Raw genomic sequence first — 21753 nt, 5'->3', positions numbered from 1 at the left:
TTTGGCTCGTAAATTCGGCGAGAGTTTTCAAGTCTAAAATTCTCCGCGCAGCTGATAGGTGATGTCGCCTGCGCCAAATCCGATCACGAGGCCATCGTTTATGATGTGACGGACGCCGAAAATATCGCTAAATTCTATCTTCTCGCCGTTTCTAAAGACCCGCTCGGTAAATAGCGCGCCGAGCCCCTTAAACTCCTCTTTCAGATCGATGCCGTTGCTCGGCTCGCCCGCGGCGTAAACGGGCAGTACGACTAACTCCTCCACGCCCGTAAAGCACTCCTTAAAAGCGTTTAAATTCGCCTTAAGCCTGCTGAAGCGGTGCGGCTGAAAGATCGCCGTGATCTTGCTAAGCCCTAGCAGGCTAGCGTATTCGCGCGCGCTTTGCAGCGTCGCTCTGATCTCGGTGGGATGGTGGCCGTAATCATCGATGAGCACGAAGTTTGGGGTGGCGCACAGGATGTCGAAGCGCTTTTTGATCCCTTGGTAATTCAGTAAATTTTTGCGGATCTGCTCTAGCCCCGTCTCGCATGCAGCGGCTAGGATCGCTAGTGACGCGTCTATGGCGATGTGCCTTCCTAGCCCGTAAACCTCAAAGCGCCCGAGCTCTTTAAGATTAAAGCTCATAAACGGCTGATGATCGCGCAGCAGCACCTTCAGATCCGTTATGTCGCGCGAAGGAAAGAGTTTGATACAACCGAGTTTAATCGAGCTTAAAAACTCATCTTCGGCGTTTATCACGCGGATCTTGGCGCGCTCCAAAAAGCCGCGATACGCCGCGTGAAATTTATCCAAATCGTTGTCATAATGATCCATATGCTCGGGCTCGGCGTTGGTCACGACCGCGACGTAGGGGTTGGAATTTAAAAAGCTAGAATCGCTCTCGTCGGCTTCGAAGATGATGTTTTCGCTGTTTTCGTACTTCATATTCGAGCCGAACTGCTTGGAGATCGCGCCGATGATGACCGAGCCGTTTATCAGCGCCGAGGTTATCGCGCTCGTGGTGCTTTTGCCGTGCGCGCCGGCGACTGCGAAGACGCGCTTGTCTTTTAGCACGAAGGGCAGGGCCTCCTTACGCGAGAGGCAGACGATCCCTTTTTTGCGCGCGGCTTGCAGCTCGACGTTGTCCTCTTTGATCGCGGCGGAGTAGATGACGATCTCCTGATCTTTTATCGCCGAAGCGTCGTGCGGAGTGATGATCTCCATACCGTCCGCTCTTAGCTTGTAGGTCGTCTCGCTCTCTTTGATGTCAGAGCCTGAGATGATAAAATTTTTCTCGTGTAAAAATCTCGCCAATGCCGATATCCCTATGCCGCCGATGCCGATAAAATGAACCTTTTTCACCTTTGTCCTTAAATATTATAATGGAAAATTACGTTTAAATTTTTAAATCCCACCCGCGCCGGCGAAATTGAAAAATTTAAACCATTCCCGTGCGCCTTAAAATTCACCTTTAGTTTTACGAGCTCGCTGCGTCGTGCAGTCTCGGTAGCCCCCAAACCGCTTTTAAAATTTAGCGCCCGAAATTTGCTGCTTAAAATTTCGCCTTTTAAAATTTAAGCGCTAGAAATTCCGCGCCCGAAACTCCGCTTCGAAACGGCGTGCTTAAATTTTACGGCTCAAATCCGCTGTTAAAACCTCGCAGCGAGCGAGAAGCCGTTTGCCGCCGTGCCTGCCGCATCGTATCGCGCCGCCGAAGCCGCGTAAATTTCGGTAAATTTCATCGCGCACCAAACTATATAAATTTACGCCTCAAATTTCGCCGCTTGAGCTTCGCGGCAAATCCTATTTGTCGCCTTGTGCTTCAAATTTACCCGCATAAATTTAAAATTTCGTCGAAATTTTAAATATCGGTGCGCCCGTTGATCGCCTTTATTAGCGAGAGCATATCGACGTTGTCTAAGCTCACGCCCGTAGGCACGCCCTGAGCGAGCTTGGTAAATTTCAAACCCAGATCCGCGAGTTTGTCCTCGACATAAAGCATGATGCCGTCGGAGTTGATGCCCGGCGTCAGCGCAAATATCAGCTCGCGCGCGCCGTTTCGGCTCACCATCTCGCGCAGCGCCGCGATTTTATCTTCGTCAGCGGCGTCTAGCACGAAGTAGCGACCGTTGTAAATTTTATTGCTCTCTAAAATAAAGATATCTTTTGGGTTTTCGACGATGCAAATTTTATCGCTTTCGCGCTCATCGTCAGCGCAGTATTCGCAGATCTCGCCCTCGCATACCGCACCGCAGATGCGGCATCTGTGCAGTCCGCGCACCGCCTCTTCGATATTGTGCGCTAAATTTAGCCCTAGGAAGGAATTTTGCACGCTTACGTAGTACGCAAAGCGCAGGGCGGACTTTTTGCCCACGCCGGGAAGCTTTTCAAAGCTTGCAACGAGCTCTTCGAACCTATCTCCGCCGCTCATATGGCGCCTTTTGGCGAAAAGACGATCGAGAAGTAGTGTGTGCCGTCGCTGTAATTGTACTCGAAGCGGAATTTATGCAGCTCGCAAATTTTATCGATGATGTAAAGCCCAAGCCCCATGCCGGTGGCTTTCTCGTCTTTATTTCTGATAAAGGCTTGCTTGTAGTGCTCGAATGATTTTGCAAGCGCTGCGCCGCGGTTGGCGACGCTTACTTTGTTTTCATCGCAGATGATGCGGACTTTTTTATCGCTGGAGTATTTTAGGGCGTTATCGATTAAATTTTTAATCGCTAGTGCAAATAGCCCGAAATCCACGTTTATCACCGCATCGCACTCGATATCCGTGCTGATGAGCTCGTCCCAGTTATCGAGCATCGACATATCTTTTACTTGCTCTAAAATGAGGCTGAAATGATAATCCTGATAATTTAGCGAGTAGCTTTTTGAGAGCAGTTGCTCAATTTTGGCAAACTCGTTGATTAAAATTTCAAGCCGCTCGAAGACATTTACGAGCCGCACCTTTTGTGTTTCGTCATCTAGCATTTCGGTGATGAGCCTGCCCTTGCCGATCGGGGTTTTAAGCTCATGCATGATGGTGCGCAAAAACAGCTGGCGCGAGCGGATCAGCTCTTGAATTTTGGCAATTGCGTTGTTAAATTCCTGCGCGACCTGCCCGATCTCATCCTCGCTGTGCGCGGCGGCTAAATTTACGTCCAAGTTGCCCTGGGCGAATTTTTTGATATTTTTGCTTAGTTTTTTTAGCGGCGTGAAGCTTCGCACTATCGATAGATAAAGTGAGATCAAAACCGCCATCGTAAGCAAAAACCCGACCCAAAGCGGATCGTTTAAATTCTTCGTGCCGAGGCTTTCGAAAACCACGACGAAAGAGTTGTTTTTGATATTTAAAAACAGTGAATTATTATACTCGACCGAGCTAAACTCCCCGATAGAGGTGTCTTGGACGAAAAAAATTTTACCGCTCGTGATGATGTTTTGGATGATATTTTTGTCTTTTACAAGCTCCAAGCCATAGCTGGAGAAGTAGCGCTCAATATCGCTGGGAGGGGCATTACGCTTGTATAGCTCAAGTAGATTATTGACCGCGTTTATTTGATTAGCCTGCATGCTGCCTAAAGCTCTATTCATCTGCATCCGTGCGAACGTGATAAAAAGCACGCAGACTAAGATGATCGCGATTACAAAAAAAACCGAAATTTTAGTGATTAAGGAGTGTTTCATCCGATGAGCTTGTAGCCGATACCGCGAACCGAAAAGATATGCTTAGGCGCCTTGGAACTGTCGCCGATTTTGGTGCGTAAGCGTCCGATGATGACGTCTAAGCTCTTTGAGTCCTTATCTTTTAGGCTCTTGCAATGGTATACGAGCTGCTCGCGAGATACCGAAAAGCTATGCTGCTTGATTAGGTATTCTAAAATTTCATACTCCGCAGGCGTTAACACGAGCGACTCCTCGCCGAAGTAAATTTCATGGCGCTTATCGTCGATACGAAATACGCTGTCTGCGGCGGTTTCTTCCTTTTCGCTAGCTTTTTTGTAGCGGCGGATGAGGCTCATAATGCGCGCGTGCATCTCTTTTGGATCATAAGGCTTGGGTAGATAATCGTCCGCTCCGATCTGAAGGCCTACGACGCGATCGCTCACGTCGCTTCTAGCCGAGCTGATGATGATCGGGATGTCATATTTCTCGCGGATCTCTTTGCAGACTTCAAGTCCGTCCATCCCAGGAAGCGTAAGATCTAAAATCAGCAGATCGTAGTTTTTGATCCCAGCGCTAATGCCCAAATACGGGTCTTCGAAGTTTGTAACTTGGATGTTAAATTTAGCCAGATATTCGGTTAGAAGCTGTGCGAACTCGCTGTCGTCTTCTATCATCAATACATTTATCATTTTTTATCCTTTGAATCGTTGATTTGAAATTTTAAATATTGCATTATACATAAAAATAGTTAAGTCTTAACTTGAGTTTTATTAAATTTAGATAAAATTGCCCCTTTTGTTATAGCTTAAGGAGAATTCCATGGAAGAGGATTATTATGAAATTTTAGGCGTGGCGCGCGACGCGGACGCCGAGACGATAAAAAAGGCGTTTCGAAAACTCGCTTTAGAATTCCACCCTGACCGCAACCAAGGCGACAAGGAGTCGGAGGAGAAATTTAAAAAGATCAACGAAGCGTATCAAATTTTAAGTGACGATCAAAAGCGCAGGATGTATGATCGCTACGGCAAAGAGGGCATCGGCGGCGCATATGGCGGCGCGGGCGGCGGAGGATTTGATTTTAGCTCCATTTTCGGCGATTTTTTTGAGCAGGCATTCGGCGGCGGTCGCTCGACTCGCCCTAGCGATCCATATGGCATAGATACAGAGCTGGCCGTAACGCTGGAGTTTAAAGAGGCCTTAGAGGGCGTTCACAAGGAGATAAAATACAAAATCAAAAAGCCGTGCCCTGCCTGCGACGCTACCGGCTCGAAGGACAAAAAAAGACATACCTGCTCCGCTTGCGGCGGCACGGGGCGTGTCGCGGTCAGGCGCGGATATATGAGCTTCATCCAAAGCTGTTCCGAATGCGGTGGTACGGGCGAGATCGTAAAGGATAGATGCAAGGATTGCGGCGGCAGGGGCTTTACCGAAGAGGACGTAAGTCTTAAATTTGACATTCCAGCAGGCATAGACGACGGACAGCGCGTGCGCCTAAGCGGCAAGGGCAACGTTTCTAAAACCGGCGAGATCGGGGATCTGTATGTGATAGTGCGCGTGAAGGAAGACAGCCACTTCCTGCGCGATGGAGATGACCTATATATCGAGGTGCCGGTGTTTTTCACGCAGGCGATCTTGGGCGAGAGTATCGAGGTGCCGACGCCGCGTGGCAAGGCGGAGCTGAAGCTCAAAGTAGGCACGAAGGACAAGCAGCGCTTCACGATCTACGGCGAGGGCGCGCCGAATATCCGCACCAAGAAAAACGGCGATCTGATCGTGCAGGTAAACGTCCAAACCCCTAAAAAATTGAACGAGAAGCAAGAGGCGCTTTTGCGCGAGCTTCAAGAAAGCTTCGGTAGCAAGGGCGGAGACGACGAGGGGATACTCGATAAAATCAAGAATTTTTTCAAGTAAACTGCCTTGATTTGCCTTGATCTGTTTTGCGCGGTGGTCTTGCGGTTTTATTCACCAAAGTACGGGATTTTCGCTTGGAATCTCGCTAAGAGTTTGGATGTAATTTCGGTGTAAATTTCGTGTCATTATTTGGATAAAATTTAATTAGCATTTAATATTATTTAAATTTAAAGATTCTTAATATTAGTAAAGCAAATTAAAATTTTTATAATTAAGAGGTAGGATGATGTTAAAACAAATTTTAAATGTAGCGTTAGCATATGTTGGGGTTATTGTCGGTGCTGGATTATCGTCCGGTCAGGATCTGATGCAATATTTCGTCAGTTTTGGCAAATGGGGTATTCTTGGAGCCGTTATTCTTGGTATCCTCAATGCCGTCTTTGGTAAAATCATTATTACATTCGGTAGTTATTTTAGATCCAATGATCACTTTGAAGTTCTTTCACAAATTGCTGGATCTATCACTAATAAAATTCTTGATATTTCTTTAATTATTTGCTGTTTTGTGGTAGGTTTTGTCATGATTGCCGGGGCTGGATCAAATCTTAATCAGCAATTTGGCATGCCATTCTGGTCAGGAGCACTCCTATGTGCCGTATTGATAATCCTTGTTAGCTTTCTTAATTTTGAAAAAATCACGAATGTGATCGGAATATTTACGCCTATTATTTTTATCATGATTATGATTATGGCAGTGTATACCTTTGCAAGTCAACGTTTTGATTTTAAAGAATTAGAAACACTTGCAAATACAATCTCTACTCCAATGCCAAATATCTGGTTTTCTGTTCTGAATTATTTTTCGCTCTGCGTTATGACAGGTGTATCAATGGCTTTTGTATTAGGGGGATCCATTATGAGGATTGGTGTAGCAGAAAAAGGTGGTACTTTGGGTGGATTTATAATCGGTATTATCATCACAGTTACAACCTGTATCTTATATGCAAATGTAAAACTTGCAACGACTGTTGATATTCCTATGTTGGCTATTGCCAAACAGATTCACCCTGCATTTGCGTTTGTGTATGCACTTGTTATCTTCGGCTTGATCTTTAATACTGCTTTCAGTTTATTCTATGCCTTAGCAAAACGTTTCTCATCTAATCAATCAAAACGTTTTTATCCAATTATGATTGGCACCGTAGTTGTAGGGTATATATTATCCTTTATGGGCTTTAAAAAATTAGTATCGATTATGTATCCAATTCTAGGTTATATTGGTTTTATAATGTTGATGGTATTACTAATTGGGTGGATCAAAGAGAGGTCAAATATTAGAGATGAGAAGTTTTTGCGTCGCAAGATGATTCGGTTGATCACAAAAAAATATGATGATGAACAGGAATATACGAAGGCGGATAAAGAAAAATTTCAGAAGCTGGGTGAGGATTCAATAGTTGATACTAAAAGTATTAAAAGCGATATCAAAGATCTTGTCAAAGAGCAGTTCACTGATGATAACAAATAAATAAAGTTCAAAAAAAATAAAGAAAGAACGATTATTTGAATTGGTTGAATTTTAAAGGGCGGTAAAGGATTTCGCTTGAAATAAAAAGAGCTCGGAAAACCTTGATTAGCCTAATTTAATATAATGATTTTAAAAAGATTAAATCAAACATATTTTCTATTCTTTATCGTAAAAATTTCAAAATAAAAGCAACTATGAATTTAAAAAGGACAAAGATGGATCGCAAAAATGAGCCTATAAATTTCAAATCCGCGGATGATGAGATGTTTGCGTTTTTATCGAGTTTGGGCGATTGCTGGCAGGTGAGCGAGGGCGGAGCGCGCTTTATAGAGGAAAATTTTACCTTTGTCGGCTCCAAGCCCGTCTTGCGGGGTTTGAAAGATTACGCGACCGCGGACTGCCTGAGCTTTGCTGGCGCCGGGAACTTCATAGACGCAACCCCCGCGGTAAAAGCGAGGATTTTGAGCGGCGAAATCTACTATCTGGGCGATAGTCTAACGAGCGCCGAGGTTAAATTTGCGCCTGAATATTTTTACGATTTTTTAAAATTTATAATGGAGCAGGTCCCTGAACACCACTATTTTTTCAGCCCTACCGCGCGCTGGCTCCTGCTAGTTGCGATGGAGAAATACGTGGAATTTGCGGCTTTAGATTAGCGTTTGGATCCGCGAAAATTTGCGAAATTTCGCCGCCTACGCTGCGCAAGTTCGGGGCGGGTTGCGCGGCTACGGCGGGGCGAAAGAGGAGTGAAAGATCAGTTGAAATTTATCGACTGCGGCAAGAACTGTGCCGCAGCGGCGTGAAATTTAAACGAGCGCCCGTTCGCAAATTAGCCCTTGCCTAGCTTGATACGTTCCCTAAAATCGGGCATGATCTGCGCGATGAGCGCGTAAAAGTCCGCTCCGTGGTTTGCGTGGATGAGGTGCGCGAGCTCGTGCAGCACGACGTATTCGACGAAGCGCGGATCCCGCTCTATCAGGCTTAGCGAGAAGTTGAGATAGCCCTTAGCGTGGTTGCAGCTGCCCCAGCGCGTCTGCATTGTGCGTACCCGCACCCGCGCGATCTTGCGGCCTATCCGCGGCGAAAATTTCTCGATATAGCGCAGATAAAGTTCAAGCGCAAAAGCCTTTTTAAACGCCGCAAACTCGCCCTCGCTCTCGCAAAAGATCGCGCCCCCCGATACGAAAATTTTATCTTTAAATTTAGAGCTTTGGATAAAATTTTTGATCGTAAAATCGGGCTCGTCGCGCTCGATATCCGCCGCTTGCGCGCTTTGTGCTACATTTTGCGGCACGTTTTTGCTCGCGGATTTTGAAATTCTTTCGCTCATGAGCGGAATTCCTTCGCCCACGACAGAGCTAAAATTTGAAATTTCACCGCTCACAGCGGGTTTAAAATTTGAAATTCCATCACCCGCGATAGGTTTAAATTTTAAAATTTCGCCCTTTGCGGCGGGATCAAATTTTAAAATTTCGCCGCTTGAGGCGGAGTTAAATTTACTCGCATCATTGCTTTGCGGAACGCGCCCACCCAAGTGAAATTTTAAATTTTCGCTGCAGGATTGTTCGCCGCCGTTTTGCTCTAGCGCTTCTGTCTGGATACGGCTCGATTTGAAAAATTCCTCGCCCGCTAAATTTTGTGCGCCGTCGCGATTTAAATTTTGCCCCCGCGCGCCCAAAGCATTTGGGTTAAATTTTAAATTTTCGCCGCCTTCCAGGCTTGCGTCCTCTCGTGCGAGATTAAATTTCAAATCTGCGTCCGCTGCGCCATTTTGCACTGCGATATTTATAAACCCGCCGCCTTGTCGCATTTCACTCTGTTGCGCGAGCCCTTGCGCAGCATTGCCGGGTAGGTCAAATTTCAAATTCTCGCCCGCCGCACTACTTTGCGAAGTGCGTTCGCCCGAGTGAAATTTTAAAATTTCACTTCCCGTGCCGCCGCACGCACCGTCGCCCATGTCGCCCATAGCATTGTTTGCGCTGCCGCTCACATCGTCGCCATCGCCGCCGCTACCGCTTATGCCTGCGCTGCTTTGTAAATGAGCTGAATTTACGCCGCCTGCGTCGTCGCCCGCATCGCCATTCGCCCAGTTTACGCAGTCCCGCGCGCCGCTCTCACCTAAACTTTCATCTGCGCCGCAGTTTGTACCGAGCTCAACCTCGCGGCTAAATTTCAGCTTGTAAATTTTGCCTAAAATTCTAACCTGATCGCTTGCTAAGAGCTTGCTTCGCAGCCGCTCTAGCGTTTGACGAATCCAGCTTTCGTGCTTTAGGATGAAGTCTTTCGCCTGCGCCGCGGTGTAGGAGCGCGGCACGCTCACGCTGATCTCGCAGTCCTTGTTAATGCGGATGCGCGCGTATTTCATCCGCTTAAAGCGCAGGCTGATCGGCAAGCCTAGCAAATTTAGACTAACTTTTTGCTCTGCCATTTTTTACTTATCCATCGCGCCGTATTCGCGCTGCTGCGCAGCCACTCGTCGCAGAAAAACCCGATCCAAACGCCCAAAATTCCATACCCCAGATGGATGCCCAAAAGCCAGCCCACCGGGATCGAGACGCCCCACATAAAGATCACGCCCATCGCAAAGGGAAACCTCGCGTCGCCGCTTGCGCGCAGGGCGTTTACGAACACGATATTAAGCGTCCGCCCGAACTCAAGCCCGAGCGTTAGGTAAAAAAGCGGCCGCATGACTTGCTTGTGCGCCTCGCTTAGGCTTAACATCTCCATGATCTGCTCGCGCGCTAAAAATACGATCGCGACGAAAAGCGCCGTCGCCCCGAGCCCGAAGCGCAGCGCGGTAAAAGTGTGTCGGTACGCCTCCTGTGGCTTGGCGGCGCCTACGAGGCGGCCTACGATCACTTCGTTTGCCATACTGATCGCGCTTCCGCCGAAGAAGATGAATGATGAAATTTGAAAATAGATCGTCTGCACGGTAAGGCTCGCCTCGCCCATGCTCGCGACGAAGGCGAAGGCGACTAGATACTGCACGATCCACAGCATGTTTTCGCCCGCGCTCGGAAGCCCTACGGATAGAATTTTACGCAGCGTGGCGAGCTTGATCTTTAAAAACATCGTGAGGTAAAATTTTATCTTTAGCACCTTCGTGATGATGAGAAAGAATAAAAATACGCCGATCATGCGCCCCGCGATCGTGCTCACGCCGATACCCTCAAGCCCGTAGTACGGTAGTCCGAACGGCCTAAATAACACGACGTAGTTGCCCGCGAGAGTTACTAGATTCATCACCACGGAGACTGCGATGATGAAATTTGCGTATCCGTAGACGCGAACGATGGCGCTAAGCACGATCGCGACGGCGTCTATCGCAAAGACAATGCTGATGACCTTAAGATAGATCGCGCTTTCGCTCAAAAGCTCGGCGGGCACTTGCAGCGCGCGGAGTAAAAATGGCGCGCAGCTAAAGACGAAAAAGCCGCTACAAAGCCCCACTAGCGCGTTGAATGCGATGCTTGTGTGGATCGCGCGCATCGCTAGGACTTTGTTTTTCGCCCCCAGCGCCTGCGCTACGAGAACCGAGCAGCCCACGGCGAGGAAGCCGAAAACGGTGACGAAGAGCAAAAATATCTCGTTGCCCGCCCCCAGCGCGCCTACTAGCGAGACGTCCACGCGCGAGATCATGTAGGTGTTGATAAACGTGGTTACTAGGCGCAAAAACATATCGACGTAGATTGCGAGCGAGAGCCTTAACAGCGAGATTTCTTTCATATTTTGCCTTTATTTGGGGGGAAATTGTAGCCGAAAAATCTTTTAGGTTTGCTTTTGCGCAGGGGGTGAGCGGAGTTGTTTTCGCGCGCCGCGCATAGAATTATAATTTACGGCGCCCGGCGCGAATATGCGGTGATTTAGCGGGGCGAGCGGTTGGTTTATTTGGCGCTGCCGCGGCGGCGAATGAGCGGTTTTAATAAATGGAGCGCGGAATTTAAACGCGGATGTTTTAAACAGGCGTCAAGCTATCTCAATAAATTTTGCTTAAATATCGCCAGGATAACGATTGTATCGTTGGGTTCGTCTATTAGATACGGGATTACGAAACCCTTAAATATGAAATCTCTAATTTTATCATCGTCAAAGCTTTTTGATCTACGAAATTTGTACGGCATAAAGCCAAGCTTGCCTGCTCGCGCAAAAAGCTCGTTTTTAAAATTTTCCGCCGCATCCTCTGAGTGCTCTGCGATAAATTCTACGATCTTGCTAAGCTGCGCACGAAATCTTTTAGACTGGATTATTTTCAATTTTTCCAGCCCTTGCCTAGCTCCTCGAAGCCGCTTAGATCGCCGTTTGCGTATGATTTTAAATCTGTATCCATTCCGTTTTTTATCTCGTCGTAACTTTCGCCGGATTTAAACTCCGATAGAATCGTTTCTAAGCTTTTCTCGCCGCTTAGAGTGATCTGTGCGGAGGGATCAATTTTTAAAAAAAGCTTCTTAAAAGTTTCGAGAGTATCGCGATCGACACTGCTTTGGATCTGCATAGTGATCATTTTGGCTCCTTAAATTTTAGCGATTATAGCAGCTCATAGCTAAATTTAAAATTCCAACCGTTTTAGAGCTAAAGCTCGATAAAATTTTAAAATTTACGCCCGCTAGATCGAATTTCGCTTCCTCATATGAACCGTGAAGTGCTCCGACGCGTCCTTAAAGCCGCACTTTTGTAGGAATTCTCCGGCGCCCTCAGCCTTATGCAGAGGAGTTACGACAAAGGTGGTGGTGTGCGCAAAGCGCTTATTAAAGGCATTTACGAGCGCCGTGCCGATACCGCGCCTTTGATAATCTTTATGAACTATCACGCAGTAAAGATAGCTCGTAGCGAAGTTGTCGCGGTCGCAAAACGCCTCCAGCACCCCCAAGGTCTTGCCCTGCGTTTTGGAGATCGCCACGTAATCATAGGTGCGCCACACTCTGTATGTCTCGTGCGGCGGCACGGAGGCTGCGTTTTGCTTCGTATCCCAGCGACCCCGATCATTATCTCATCCAGATCACTAGGCTTGAAATCGGCGGAATTTTCTAAAATTTCAAACTCCATCTTCGCTCCTTAATTGAAATAGCTTTTCAAATCGCAAGTATATCGCCATAGCTTTAAAACGGCATTAAATATCAATTAGCGGCTCTTGCGGAGAGGTTTAAATTTTAAAATTTAAAGGCGCGGCAAGGCACGGAGCGCGAATTTAAACCCGAATTAAAATCTAACCATTTACCGCAATTTGATATAAACTCGGCAAAATTTTCCCAAGGATCCCCGATGCAAACGCTTGATTTTCACGTCCATCTGCTAAGCAAGGAGGTGCGCTTCGATCGCCCTTACGACAGGCTCGCGCTGCGCCTTTTCGGCAGGCGCTTCGGCATAGACGTATCGCGCGCGATCAAAGAGCCCTATGAAGCCTATGTGGACGCTCTACTCGGCGGGCTTAGAGCTTCGAAATACGTTAAAAAAGCGGTGCTTTTCGGCGTGGATGCTAAATTTAGCGACGCAGGCGAGCTAATCCATCGCGATAAGACCGTTTGCGCGGACAACGACAGCGTGTTTGAAATTTATCAAAAAAACCCAGATCTCATCGTGCCGTTTTTTAGCATCAATCCGAAGCGAGCGGACGCGCTCGATGAGATCGATCGCTGCTTTGAGCTAGGATTTAAGGGGGCGAAATTTTTACAAAACTATTGGGATCTGGATACGAGGCTGCCTCGCTACGTGCCGTATTTTGAAAAGCTCGCCAAGCTTGGCTTGCCGCTGGTGATCCACGTCGGCAACGAAAGCTCGGTGCCGAGCACTCGCCGCTGCGAGGCGCTGGAGATGATCTACGCGCCGCTTGAGCTGGGCGTTACGACGGTGTGCGCGCACATGGCGATTAACTATGAGTACTCGCATATCTTTCGTGCGCTCTCGCGTCGTCCGCGAAATTTCGGACACGATTATTTCGCGCTTCTGGCGCTTCTGCGTACGCACAAAAACCTCTACGCCGACGTTTCCGCGCTAATGACGCCGGTGCGCGCGAAAGCCCTGCCGCATCTGGCGAGCCAAACGGACGTGCACTCGCGCCTGCTTTACGCTTCGGACTTTCCGGTGCCGTATTCTGCGATATACAATACCTACGATCTGCGTCTGTCGCAGCGTATCGCGCTGCATAAAGAGCCCAACCCTTTCGATCGCAACGCACGCGGACTGCTCGCGTATTTCGGCGAGGATAGCGAGCTGTGGAGCAATTACAAAAAAATTCTGCCCTTTGCGTAGACGGTGAAATTCGGGCGTGCGGTTAGAATTCGGTGCATTTGCAGCTTTTCGCAGTTGGTTCCGAGCAAATGTAGCAAATGACATAGTGAGCGCGAGTAATGGAGCGGTCGGCGCTGTCTGTATAGCGAGAGAAAAGGCGAAACGTGCGTCGGGCAAAGCGCTCAGTAGAGAGCTGATAATGAAGCATGCGCCGCGAAATTTCACAGGGCAAAATTCCGCATATTACGCCGATTACGCCGCCGCAAATTCGGCAGATATTGGTCGAGTACATTCACTCGACGCTAAATTTTAAAATTTAAACCTATCGGCGTGTATCGTAGTATCAAAACACTCTTTGGCGCAGCGCAAATCTTGAAATTTCAGTGATTTAATTTAGCTAGCAGTTACACTAAATGAAACGGCGAGATCATACGCGGCGCGCTGCTGTTTAAATTTAGCTTGCAGGCACGCTAAATCCTAGCCGCGACACGATTTGCTTTAAATTTTACAACGACGGCTCGTTTTAAGTTTCAAACCGCTAGCGCAACCTGCAAAAATTTAGCGGCAGTCTGCTTGAAATCCGCATACACCACGCCGCCTGTGCCGCATCGGCGCCGCGTCGTATGATTTACGCTCAAAGCTGCTAAAATACCAACGACGTTCCGTGTTGTTAGTGTACTTATGGCGGAACTACCGCTTTACGCGAGTATAGTATGACGACGCGCTGTCCTATTCGCGCCGAATTGCGCTGCACCATCCTTGCCACACCGCTTGCGCTATAAAATTTTAATGCGAGTTTGTTTTAAATTTCATCGCATCACACAAAAAACCGTTGCGCGAAAAATTCTAGCGGCGGCTCGCTTTAAATTTACGCTTCGTGTCGCTTCTCGGCTCGTTTGTTTCAATCTCTCGCAGCGCCAATTTGTCGAGCCTGCCATTTAATTGCCCGCCCAGCTAAATTTTAAATTTACCCGAATTTTAGGAGTTTACCAGCTTTAAAAGCGCCTTTGAAATTCTTGCGATCTCATCTTGCATATGCCCGCCCGGATTTTGCTCAAACTCCGCTTTTGCGCCCGCACCGCGGCATTTTGCGATGAAATTTCGCGCCGTCTCGCCGCAGAGTGTTCCGCGCGGATTTTTCGGGTTCATCTCGGCCTCGCCCAAGGACGCGTAGACGTGCGCCAGCCCCCTTTGCGGCGAGTGTGCGGCGACGAAGGCGTCAAATCCGCCGAACCAAAACGACGCCGAGACGCAGGCGATCTTTTGAAATTTATCGCTTGCAAACGCCGCGTACGCGCTAAAAAGCCCTGCCAGCGAGTATCCCGCGCACGCTCGCCACGCAGGTTTGCCCGCGCCGAATACGTGCCGCTCGCCACGCAGGATCAACTCGTTCGTAAATTTTTCCAAGTGCGCCGCGCCGCCGCCTGCGAAATCGCGCACCCCCTTAAACGGCGATTTTGCCGCCCACGGGCTGAGCTTATCGCCCCACTGCGCCTCGCTTAGATAGATCGCCGCAAGCACGAAATCCGCGCCGCTTCGTCGCGAGACGAGTTCGTAAATTTCGCCCACACTGGCCGCGCTAAACTCCAAGGCGTGCAGGTAGATGATCGGCACGGCACCCAAGCGGGGCGAGGCGGTTTGTGCGGACGCGGCTGGCACTGTATTCGGCATCGATGACGCGGACGAAATCGAGTCGATAGCCGCCGTAAATTCTGCTCTAGTATTTAACACAAGCGACGCGGCAGGTTGAATGGCCTGTGCCTTAGGCGCGGCGAGAGAGGAGCGCGAAACGGGTACGGCGGGCGTAACGAGCGGTGTATTCGGTGCTGTAGACGCGGGAGGCTCAGATGAAGTAGCCTGCGCAGACAGACCGAACGAAACGGCAGGTGGATCATCCTGAGCGGACGTGATAGGTGCGGGAAGCTCAGATGAGACAAATTGCGCGGATGCAGAGGTGTCGAGCAGGGTATCCAGCGTGGATCTGAGAGGCTGCGCACGCGTGGCTGACCCAAAAGACGGCGCGTGCGGGGCGAAAATTTCTACGCGCAGGTCGTTAAATTCCAAACTTTGCATCGCTGAACCTTTAAAAGTTATTAAAATTTAATAGAATTTTGTGTAAAATCATCAAATTTAACACTAGAGGAACTTAAAATTGGCTTTGATCGAGCTTATCGATGTTACGAAAAAATTCGGCTCCCACGTCGTTTTAGACGGCGTAAATTTCGCACTGGACGCCAATGAACGCGTTGCCGTGATCGGTAAAAACGGCGGCGGCAAGTCCACGCTGATGAAGATAATTGCAGGTCTGTGCGAGATCGACGAGGGGCGGATCATCACTCAAAACGGGCTAAATATCCAGATGCTCGCTCAAACGCCGAAATTTGACGAAAATCTCTCGGTCAAAGACGCGCTGCGAAGGGAGCTAGCTGAAATTTACGCCGCCCTTAGCGAATACGACGCGATCTCAAGCGAAATCGCCGCGCAGCCCGAAAACAAGGAGCTTTTAGCGCGCCAAGACGAATTGATTAAATTTATCGAGGCTAAGGACGGCTGGCAGATCGACAATAAGATCGAGCAGGTGCTGCAAAATTTCGGACTTAAAATTTACGAAAACCGCTCCGTCTGCACGCTTAGCGGCGGCGAAATTCGTCGCGTGGCGCTGGGCGCGCTGGTGCTTAAAAAGCCCGACGTGCTGCTGCTGGACGAGCCCACGAACCACCTCGACGTCTATATGGTGAAATTTCTAGAGGACATGCTGCTTAGCTCGAAGCAGACGATCGTTTTTATCAGTCACGATCGCTACTTCATCGACCGCTTGGCGACGCGCAGTATCGAGATCGAAGAGGGTAAAATTTCAAATTTCGACGGCGGATATGAAAATTATTTAAGGCGCAAGCAGGAGATGCTCGCCTCGCTCGAAAAGTCCCACGAGACGCTGCTTAAACAGCTGCGCGCCGAGGAGGAGTGGCTGCACCGCGGCGTAAAGGCGCGCCTAAAACGCAACGAAGGGCGCAAGGCGCGTATCATGCAGATGAGGCAGGATGCGAAGAAAAACCCGGGCGCGATCCGTCGCGTGCGGCTCGAGCTGGAGCGCGCGAGTAGGAGCTTTAACGGCACGGGCGGCGACAATCGCAAAAAGATGCTTTTTGAATGCACGAATATCGGTAAAATTTTAAACGGCAAGGTGCTTTTTAAGGGCTTTTCGGCGCGGGTCTTGCAGGGCGAGCGCATCGGTATCGTAGGCGCTAACGGCGCGGGCAAAAGCACTCTGCTTAAAATTCTACTCGGCCGCAGCAAGATCGATGCGGGCGAGATCAAACGCGGCGAGATCAGGATCGGCTACTTCGATCAGACCCGCAGCGGCATTACGGACGATAAAAGCATAATCGAAATTTTCTGCCCCAATGGCGGCGATCACATAAGCGTCCGCGGCAGCTACATGCACGTATACGGATATTTGAAAAATTTCTTGTTTCCGAAGGAGTTTTTGGATAAGCCAGTGGGCGTGCTTAGCGGCGGCGAAAAGAACCGTCTGGCGCTTGCCAAGCTCTTTACCGAGCAGTACGATTGTTTGATCTTGGACGAGCCGACGAACGATCTTGACATCGCGACGATCAATATTTTGGAGGATTATCTGCTAAGCTTCGAAGGTGCGGTAATCATCGTAAGCCACGATCGCTATTTCATCGATAAGATCACGAATAAGCTTTGGGTTTTTGAAAAAAACGGCACGATCGATCAAATTCAAATGCCCTATTCGCAGTATTTGGAGTTTGAAGACGAGATGGCGGAGATTGATCAGATCGAGGCCGACGCTGGCGCGAGCGCGAGCACAGACGAGAGCGGTCGCGAAAATAAAAAGGAGAAAACGAGCGCCGCCAAACTTAGCTACAAACAGAATAAAATTTTAGAGGAGTATCCCGCTAAGATCGAGGCTATCGAGGCGCGCATAAAAGAACTAAATCACGCGCTTTCGACGCCTGAAATTTATCAAAAGCTCGGTATGCAGGGGCTTTTTGAAGAACTTGAAGAAAAAAGAGGAACATTAAACAGTATGGAAAATGAATATTACGAAGTGCTTTCGCTCGCCGAGAGCCTAAAGTAGGCGCGATGGTTTGGTTTTTGATCTTTTTATACGCGCTTTACACGATTTATAAAATTTCGCTCGATCTGCTCGAGCTAAGTTTCATCCGCGCTAAGCTAAAGGAGCCTGCGGTGGTGCTTAGCGAGGAGGATTATCGCAAGGCGGGCGAGGTCGGCGCGGTAAATTTAAAATTTAATATATTTTCGCACTGCTTTTCGTTTGCGGTGGCGCTTATTTGGATACTTGCGGGCGCTGGCGCGTTACAGCGCGCGATATATGATCTAGCGGGCGATGGGATTTTGGCGGGGAGCTGCTTTGTAACGGCATTTTTAATCATCGGCGGCGCGATATCGCTTCCGCTTGAGATTTACAAAACCTTCGTCAAAGACAGGCGTTTAGGCTTTTCCACGATAACGCCCGCCGTTTTCGTAAAAGACGCGCTAAAATCGCTCGCGCTCATGCTGGTTTTTGGCTTTGCAGTAGCCTCTGCGCTCGTTTTTTGCGTAAACAGCCTGGGCGCGCACTGGTGGGTTTGGGGCTTTCTGTTAAGCTTCGGCATAGTTTTACTGATAAATTTAATCTATCCGACCGTTATCGCGCCGCTGTTTAATAAGATGCAGCCGCTAGAGCAAGGCGAGCTAAAAGAGCGCATAGAGGAGCTTTTGCAGCGCTGCGGCTTTAAAAGTAGCGGCGTTTTTACGATTGACGCAAGTAAGCGCGACAAGCGCCTAAACGCCTATTTCGGCGGCTTCGGCGCGACGAAAAAGGTCGTGCTTTTCGACACGCTCATAGAGAAGCTGAGCGAGGATGAAATTTTAGCCGTTTTAGGGCACGAGCTCGGGCATTTCAAACACGGCGATATTTTGAAAGGCTTAGCGCTTAGCTTTGTGCTTTTAGGCGCGACGTTCGCGGTATTCGGAAACCTTCCCGCGGGCGTGTTCGGCGCGCTAGGGCTTAGCGAGGGCGGCGGCGCGACGCTAGTTTTTATGATTTTGTTTGCGCCGATTTTGCATGCGTTTTTTGAGCCGGTGATCTCCAAGCTTAGCCGCATGCACGAATTTAGCGCGGACCAGCATGGCGCTAGCATGCAGGATAAAAAGAGCATGATCGGCGCGCTAAAGAAGCTGGGCAGCGAAAACAAGGCGTTTCCGCTCGCTCATAAAATTTACGCCGCGGTGTATCATTCGCACCCGAGCCTGTATGAGCGCATAAGAGAGCTTGATGAGGATCGCTGAGGCGCTAAGATGGGGCTTGGGGCAGTGCGGCTCAAAATACGTCGCACGCGAAATTTTAAAGCTTTGCGAGCGACTTAGCAGCGAAGAGCTCGTGCTAAGATGCTCGGAAGAGCTCGCGCATGAAGCGGATTTTCGCGCCAAGATAGCCGAGTTCAAAGACGGTCGGCCGCTTGAATACATCACGCAAAGCTGCGAGTTTATGGGCTTTAAATTTTACGTCGACGAGCGGGTTCTGATACCGCGCTGCGAGACCGAAATTTTAGTGAAAAAGGCGCTTACTTTGGCGCAGAGCTTGGGCGAGCCGCGCATTTGCGAGATCGGCACGGGCAGCGGCATAATCGCTATCTGCTTAAAAAAACTCCTTCCTTCTTGCCGCATCGCGGCCAGTGACATCAGCGCGGATGCGCTTGAGGTGGCGCGCGCAAACGCCGCAAATTTAGGCGCGGACGTCGAGTTCGTGCACTGCGCCTACGCTGATGAGATCGCGGGCGAGTTTGATCTCATCGTCTCAAATCCGCCCTACATCGCAAACTCCTACGCATTGGACGCGCGCGTGCTGCAAGAGCCGAAACAGGCGCTGTTTGGCGGCGAGCGGGGGGATGAAATTTTAAAACGCATCGTGCTGATCGCCGCACGGCGCGCAAAATTTCTAGCCTGCGAGATGGGCTATGATCAAAAACAGAGCCTGTCGGCGTTTTTGCGCGAGCAGGGCTTTAGAGCGGAATTTTACAAAGATTTGGCGCAGTTTGATCGCGGATTCGTCGCGCGAAATTTAAACAGATCGTAGGCGCGCCGTGCAAAGCTCGCAACTACGCAGGCTGCTTTACTACAAAGCGTTCGGCTACCGCTACGTAGGCGCCGAAATTTTAAGCGGCGGCGCGCGATTTTTTAAGGCGCTGGATGCGCTAAAATCCGCTACCTCCGAGTGCAATCTCTGCGAGCTTGCCAAAACGCGCACGAGCTCTAGCGAGCAAAATTTTAAAAATTTCAAAACTATCAAAAATTTTAAAAATTCTAAAACTCCCGCGAACGTAAAACTTATGATCGTAGCTCTCGCGCCAGGCGCTAACGAGGGTTTTGGCGGCGGTTTGGAGGCTGAAGTAGCAGCGGCGCTAGATCAAATTTGCGCGCCCGAGCAGATCTATTTTAGCTTTCTGATAAAGTGCGCAGTGCCACAAAATAGGCGCATAAGCTCGGAAATAATTTTAAAATGCGCGCCCTATCTGACCGACGAAATCAAAATTTTAAAGCCCAAAGTCGTGCTTTGCCTAGGGGAGCTCTGCTGTAAAATCGTGCTGCGAAACGGCGATCTAGCGGGCATGGACGTGCTACACGGCTCGGTCTTTAACGAGGGCGGCATCAGCTTCGTGCCGAGCTTCGATCCTGCATTCATCGCGCAAAATCCGAGCAAGGCGGAGCTTTTCAAAGAGGATCTGCAGAAGATAAAAGAGCTGCTGTGAGGCGCATTTTGGCGCTTTCTTTGCGTGCTATTTTAATTTTGTGTGCAGCTTTTTGCGCGGGCGCCGCGATTTTCATTGCGGCGGGCAAGCAGACGGGGCGAATTTGACCTGCTTAAATTTCACGGACTAGCGGGATTAGCGAGGCAAAACACAGACTCGATCTGCGCGGGTTGAAATTTGAAGACGAGAAATTTCATAAAGCGGCGGGGCAAGGCAAAATTTAACGCCATTGCAAAATTCCGATATTTTAAATTTTGTTTTCTATCTGGCTATCTCGGGTGCGTGAGGGATTTATGTCGCGATGTAGCATCAAAATTTAAACCTTAACGCCGAGCGAAATTCTATGTCGTAAAATTTTATCTAGCCTGCAAATTTTATTACTGTCCAAGAGCTCTGCGCATTCTTAAACTTTACGCTGAAAAGCCGATCTGCGCTATGTTTGCACCACACGACTAGGTAAATTTGAACTCGCGAGATAAATTTATCTCAAAGATTTGAAAAATTCTAAAATTTCGGCGCTAAATTTGATCGGCTTGCCGTCTTTTACGAAGGCGATTTTTACGTCCTGCGCGTATAAAAGCTCGCTGAAATATACGTTTTTAATATCTTTGATCTTGTAAATTTCTTGTCGCAAAAGGGCGCTGGCGTTTTTGAGCGCAGCTAGGCTCGTACGAATTTCAAGCGTATCGCCGAGGTGCGCGGGGCGGAAGAATTTAGCGCAAAGCTCGCTAACTACGAAGTGTGCGTCCGCGTGCGCGAAGTCCACTCCCGCCTGCATAAGCGCCTCGCTGCGCGCCCGCTCGCAAAATTTAATGTAGTTGGCGTGATACACGATGCCCTGCGCGTCGGTATCTTCGTAGTAAATCTTAATCTGCATCGGCTGCGCTTTGCTCCGGTGCTGCCTTTTTTGCGGTGAGGGCGGGGAGAATTTTTGCGAAAAACAGCACCGTTTGAAACACGATGATGAGTTTCATGCACCACTCGCTAGCCGCGTGGATTTGGGCAAATTCCGGCGTCATCGTCGCTTCTGCGCCGATCTTTTGGGCATTTATGACGTAGTCGGTAAAGTAAAGCACGAAAAGTAGGGCAAGTATGATATTTACGAGCGTCAGCATCAGGGTCGAAAGGCGCAAGCGAAAGGATTGCGATTTGTTGTTGTTGAAATTTATCATCTCAAAAACGAGGCAGATGATCGAGACTGCGATGAGGATGCCGCCGTATTTTACGAAGATCTCGCTCATTAGCTTGCCGCTTTGAAAGTGCGATAGCACGCCCTCTCCGATAATCTGCTGCGGGAAAAATACTACGGGTGCGACGAGTGCGCCGAGTGAGAGCTCGATGCCGATAAGGGCTGCTATGATGAAGATATAAATAGAAAAAATTGTGCGCATAAAGGTCCTTTTAAATTTTGATAAATTTTAAATCGGACGTGATTATAGCGAAATCTTATAATCGTGCGCTTAAGTGTTTTGCAAGCGGGTTTTACGGGCGAATGGGTGCGGTCGGCAGTAGCGATATTGCGGCATATCGCGGTATAATCAAATTTTAGTTTGGATGCGGTCGTTTGCGAAATTTATAAAATTTTTACGGAGGGCGGAGAATATGAAATTTTGTATCGGAACACGCCGAAATTAAAATTTCGTAATAAAATTTGAAATTTCAAAACCGTTTTTAAATTTCTTAATGCGTATTCAGCCCCCTTTAAGCATCGCTCTTGTATAATCACAATTCTGTTTCGCACCG

At 48.8% G+C, this 21753-nt stretch carries 20 protein-coding genes; 8 read left to right on the top strand and 12 right to left on the bottom strand.

The window, feature by feature from the left end:
* Positions 1 to 33 precede the first annotated feature (33 nt).
* From murC to Q0323_RS02190, 4 genes are all read right to left on the bottom strand, one after another.
* Positions 34 to 1341: a UDP-N-acetylmuramate--L-alanine ligase gene (gene murC, locus Q0323_RS02205; protein WP_298051072.1), complete on the bottom strand. Its 1308-nt coding sequence runs from the start codon at positions 1339 to 1341 to the stop codon at positions 34 to 36.
* 499 nt (positions 1342 to 1840) lie between these two features.
* Complete coding sequence (recR, locus tag Q0323_RS02200; RefSeq protein WP_297987545.1) at positions 1841 to 2410, bottom strand: recombination mediator RecR; 570 nt, start codon at positions 2408 to 2410, stop codon at positions 1841 to 1843.
* The gene (locus Q0323_RS02195) at positions 2407 to 3648 is read right to left on the bottom strand and encodes an ArsS family sensor histidine kinase (RefSeq protein WP_298051068.1); all 1242 of its coding nucleotides are present in this window, start codon (positions 3646 to 3648) and stop codon (positions 2407 to 2409) included. Before Q0323_RS02195 ends, recR begins: the two co-directional genes overlap by 4 nt.
* On the bottom strand, positions 3645 to 4316 hold the full coding sequence (locus Q0323_RS02190) for a response regulator transcription factor (RefSeq protein ID WP_298051066.1): 672 nt from the start codon (positions 4314 to 4316) through the stop codon (positions 3645 to 3647). Before Q0323_RS02190 ends, Q0323_RS02195 begins: the two co-directional genes overlap by 4 nt.
* Before the next feature lie 130 nt (positions 4317 to 4446).
* Here Q0323_RS02190 and dnaJ point away from each other — a divergent pair, with 130 nt between their 5' ends.
* From dnaJ to Q0323_RS02175, 3 genes are all read left to right on the top strand, one after another.
* The gene (dnaJ, locus tag Q0323_RS02185) at positions 4447 to 5538 is read left to right on the top strand and encodes a molecular chaperone DnaJ (protein WP_298051063.1); all 1092 of its coding nucleotides are present in this window, start codon (positions 4447 to 4449) and stop codon (positions 5536 to 5538) included.
* Positions 5539 to 5761: 223 nt separating this feature from the next.
* Positions 5762 to 7006 (top strand): hypothetical protein, encoded by a 1245-nt coding sequence (locus Q0323_RS02180; RefSeq protein ID WP_298051061.1) that lies wholly within the window; start codon positions 5762 to 5764, stop codon positions 7004 to 7006.
* Between the two features lie 215 nt (positions 7007 to 7221).
* Complete coding sequence (locus Q0323_RS02175; protein ID WP_298051059.1) at positions 7222 to 7662, top strand: hypothetical protein; 441 nt, start codon at positions 7222 to 7224, stop codon at positions 7660 to 7662.
* A 173-nt stretch (positions 7663 to 7835) separates the two neighbouring features.
* On the opposite strand, the gene Q0323_RS02170 is transcribed toward Q0323_RS02175, so the two are convergent.
* The 5 genes from Q0323_RS02170 to Q0323_RS02150 form a co-directional block, all read right to left on the bottom strand.
* Positions 7836 to 9434 (bottom strand): M48 family metallopeptidase, encoded by a 1599-nt coding sequence (locus tag Q0323_RS02170; protein ID WP_298051056.1) that lies wholly within the window; start codon positions 9432 to 9434, stop codon positions 7836 to 7838.
* On the bottom strand, positions 9410 to 10732 hold the full coding sequence (locus Q0323_RS02165) for an MATE family efflux transporter (protein ID WP_298051053.1): 1323 nt from the start codon (positions 10730 to 10732) through the stop codon (positions 9410 to 9412). The genes Q0323_RS02170 and Q0323_RS02165 overlap by 25 nt, the downstream gene beginning before the upstream one ends.
* Before the next feature lie 245 nt (positions 10733 to 10977).
* A complete protein-coding gene (locus Q0323_RS02160; protein ID WP_298051051.1) occupies positions 10978 to 11259 on the bottom strand; it encodes a type II toxin-antitoxin system RelE/ParE family toxin in 282 nt (93 codons plus the stop codon).
* Positions 11256 to 11507, bottom strand: coding sequence for a hypothetical protein (locus tag Q0323_RS02155; protein WP_298051048.1), 252 nt, complete (start codon positions 11505 to 11507; stop codon positions 11256 to 11258). The genes Q0323_RS02160 and Q0323_RS02155 overlap by 4 nt, the downstream gene beginning before the upstream one ends.
* A 102-nt stretch (positions 11508 to 11609) precedes the next feature.
* A complete protein-coding gene (locus tag Q0323_RS02150) occupies positions 11610 to 11948 on the bottom strand; it encodes a GNAT family N-acetyltransferase (protein WP_298051046.1) in 339 nt (112 codons plus the stop codon).
* Between the two features lie 317 nt (positions 11949 to 12265).
* On the opposite strand from Q0323_RS02150, the gene Q0323_RS02145 reads away from it, so the two are divergent.
* Positions 12266 to 13252: an amidohydrolase family protein gene (locus tag Q0323_RS02145; protein ID WP_297949821.1), complete on the top strand. Its 987-nt coding sequence runs from the start codon at positions 12266 to 12268 to the stop codon at positions 13250 to 13252.
* A gap of 957 nt (positions 13253 to 14209) precedes the next feature.
* On the opposite strand, the gene Q0323_RS02140 is transcribed toward Q0323_RS02145, so the two are convergent.
* The gene (locus Q0323_RS02140; protein WP_298051043.1) at positions 14210 to 15304 is read right to left on the bottom strand and encodes a hypothetical protein; all 1095 of its coding nucleotides are present in this window, start codon (positions 15302 to 15304) and stop codon (positions 14210 to 14212) included.
* A 79-nt stretch (positions 15305 to 15383) separates the two neighbouring features.
* Here Q0323_RS02140 and abc-f point away from each other — a divergent pair, with 79 nt between their 5' ends.
* Genes abc-f through Q0323_RS02120 form a run of 4 tightly spaced genes read left to right on the top strand, consistent with a single transcriptional unit; the run spans position 15384 to position 20010 of the window.
* The gene (gene abc-f / locus Q0323_RS02135; protein ID WP_298051041.1) at positions 15384 to 17336 is read left to right on the top strand and encodes a ribosomal protection-like ABC-F family protein; all 1953 of its coding nucleotides are present in this window, start codon (positions 15384 to 15386) and stop codon (positions 17334 to 17336) included.
* Positions 17337 to 17341: 5 nt separating this feature from the next.
* Positions 17342 to 18550: a M48 family metallopeptidase gene (locus Q0323_RS02130; RefSeq protein WP_298051038.1), complete on the top strand. Its 1209-nt coding sequence runs from the start codon at positions 17342 to 17344 to the stop codon at positions 18548 to 18550.
* Positions 18537 to 19337: a peptide chain release factor N(5)-glutamine methyltransferase gene (gene prmC, locus Q0323_RS02125; protein WP_298051035.1), complete on the top strand. Its 801-nt coding sequence runs from the start codon at positions 18537 to 18539 to the stop codon at positions 19335 to 19337. The genes Q0323_RS02130 and prmC overlap by 14 nt, the downstream gene beginning before the upstream one ends.
* A 7-nt stretch (positions 19338 to 19344) precedes the next feature.
* Positions 19345 to 20010, top strand: a complete 666-nt coding sequence (locus Q0323_RS02120; RefSeq protein ID WP_298051033.1) for a uracil-DNA glycosylase — start codon at positions 19345 to 19347, stop codon at positions 20008 to 20010.
* A gap of 481 nt (positions 20011 to 20491) precedes the next feature.
* On the opposite strand, the gene Q0323_RS02115 is transcribed toward Q0323_RS02120, so the two are convergent.
* Positions 20492 to 20887 carry a YbgC/FadM family acyl-CoA thioesterase gene (locus tag Q0323_RS02115; RefSeq protein WP_298051031.1) on the bottom strand — a complete coding sequence of 132 codons (396 nt, stop codon included), beginning with the start codon at positions 20885 to 20887 and terminating at the stop codon, positions 20492 to 20494.
* The gene (locus Q0323_RS02110) at positions 20877 to 21401 is read right to left on the bottom strand and encodes a DUF4149 domain-containing protein (RefSeq protein ID WP_298051029.1); all 525 of its coding nucleotides are present in this window, start codon (positions 21399 to 21401) and stop codon (positions 20877 to 20879) included. Before Q0323_RS02110 ends, Q0323_RS02115 begins: the two co-directional genes overlap by 11 nt.
* Between the last annotated feature and the right edge of the window lie 352 nt (positions 21402 to 21753).

This window comes from uncultured Campylobacter sp., from assembly GCF_938030145.1.
In the GTDB taxonomy this organism is placed as follows: domain Bacteria; phylum Campylobacterota; class Campylobacteria; order Campylobacterales; family Campylobacteraceae; genus Campylobacter_B.
Note: the sequence above shows the minus strand (reverse complement) of the source record. Positions and strands in the feature narration are given on the sequence as shown.

Coding starts and splice junctions, on each gene's coding strand:
- recR (WP_297987545.1), bottom strand. CDS start 2,410: ATGAGCGGCGGAGATAGGTTCGAAGAGCTCGTTGCAAGCTTTGAAAAG.
- Q0323_RS02195 (WP_298051068.1), bottom strand. CDS start 3,648: ATGAAACACTCCTTAATCACTAAAATTTCGGTTTTTTTTGTAATCGCG.
- Q0323_RS02190 (WP_298051066.1), bottom strand. CDS start 4,316: ATGATAAATGTATTGATGATAGAAGACGACAGCGAGTTCGCACAGCTT.
- dnaJ (WP_298051063.1), top strand. CDS start 4,447: ATGGAAGAGGATTATTATGAAATTTTAGGCGTGGCGCGCGACGCGGAC.
- Q0323_RS02180 (WP_298051061.1), top strand. CDS start 5,762: ATGATGTTAAAACAAATTTTAAATGTAGCGTTAGCATATGTTGGGGTT.
- Q0323_RS02175 (WP_298051059.1), top strand. CDS start 7,222: ATGGATCGCAAAAATGAGCCTATAAATTTCAAATCCGCGGATGATGAG.
- Q0323_RS02170 (WP_298051056.1), bottom strand. CDS start 9,434: ATGGCAGAGCAAAAAGTTAGTCTAAATTTGCTAGGCTTGCCGATCAGC.
- Q0323_RS02165 (WP_298051053.1), bottom strand. CDS start 10,732: ATGAAAGAAATCTCGCTGTTAAGGCTCTCGCTCGCAATCTACGTCGAT.
- Q0323_RS02155 (WP_298051048.1), bottom strand. CDS start 11,507: ATGATCACTATGCAGATCCAAAGCAGTGTCGATCGCGATACTCTCGAA.
- Q0323_RS02145 (WP_297949821.1), top strand. CDS start 12,266: ATGCAAACGCTTGATTTTCACGTCCATCTGCTAAGCAAGGAGGTGCGC.
- Q0323_RS02140 (WP_298051043.1), bottom strand. CDS start 15,304: ATGCAAAGTTTGGAATTTAACGACCTGCGCGTAGAAATTTTCGCCCCG.
- Q0323_RS02130 (WP_298051038.1), top strand. CDS start 17,342: ATGGTTTGGTTTTTGATCTTTTTATACGCGCTTTACACGATTTATAAA.
- prmC (WP_298051035.1), top strand. CDS start 18,537: ATGAGGATCGCTGAGGCGCTAAGATGGGGCTTGGGGCAGTGCGGCTCA.
- Q0323_RS02115 (WP_298051031.1), bottom strand. CDS start 20,887: ATGCAGATTAAGATTTACTACGAAGATACCGACGCGCAGGGCATCGTG.
- Q0323_RS02110 (WP_298051029.1), bottom strand. CDS start 21,401: ATGCGCACAATTTTTTCTATTTATATCTTCATCATAGCAGCCCTTATC.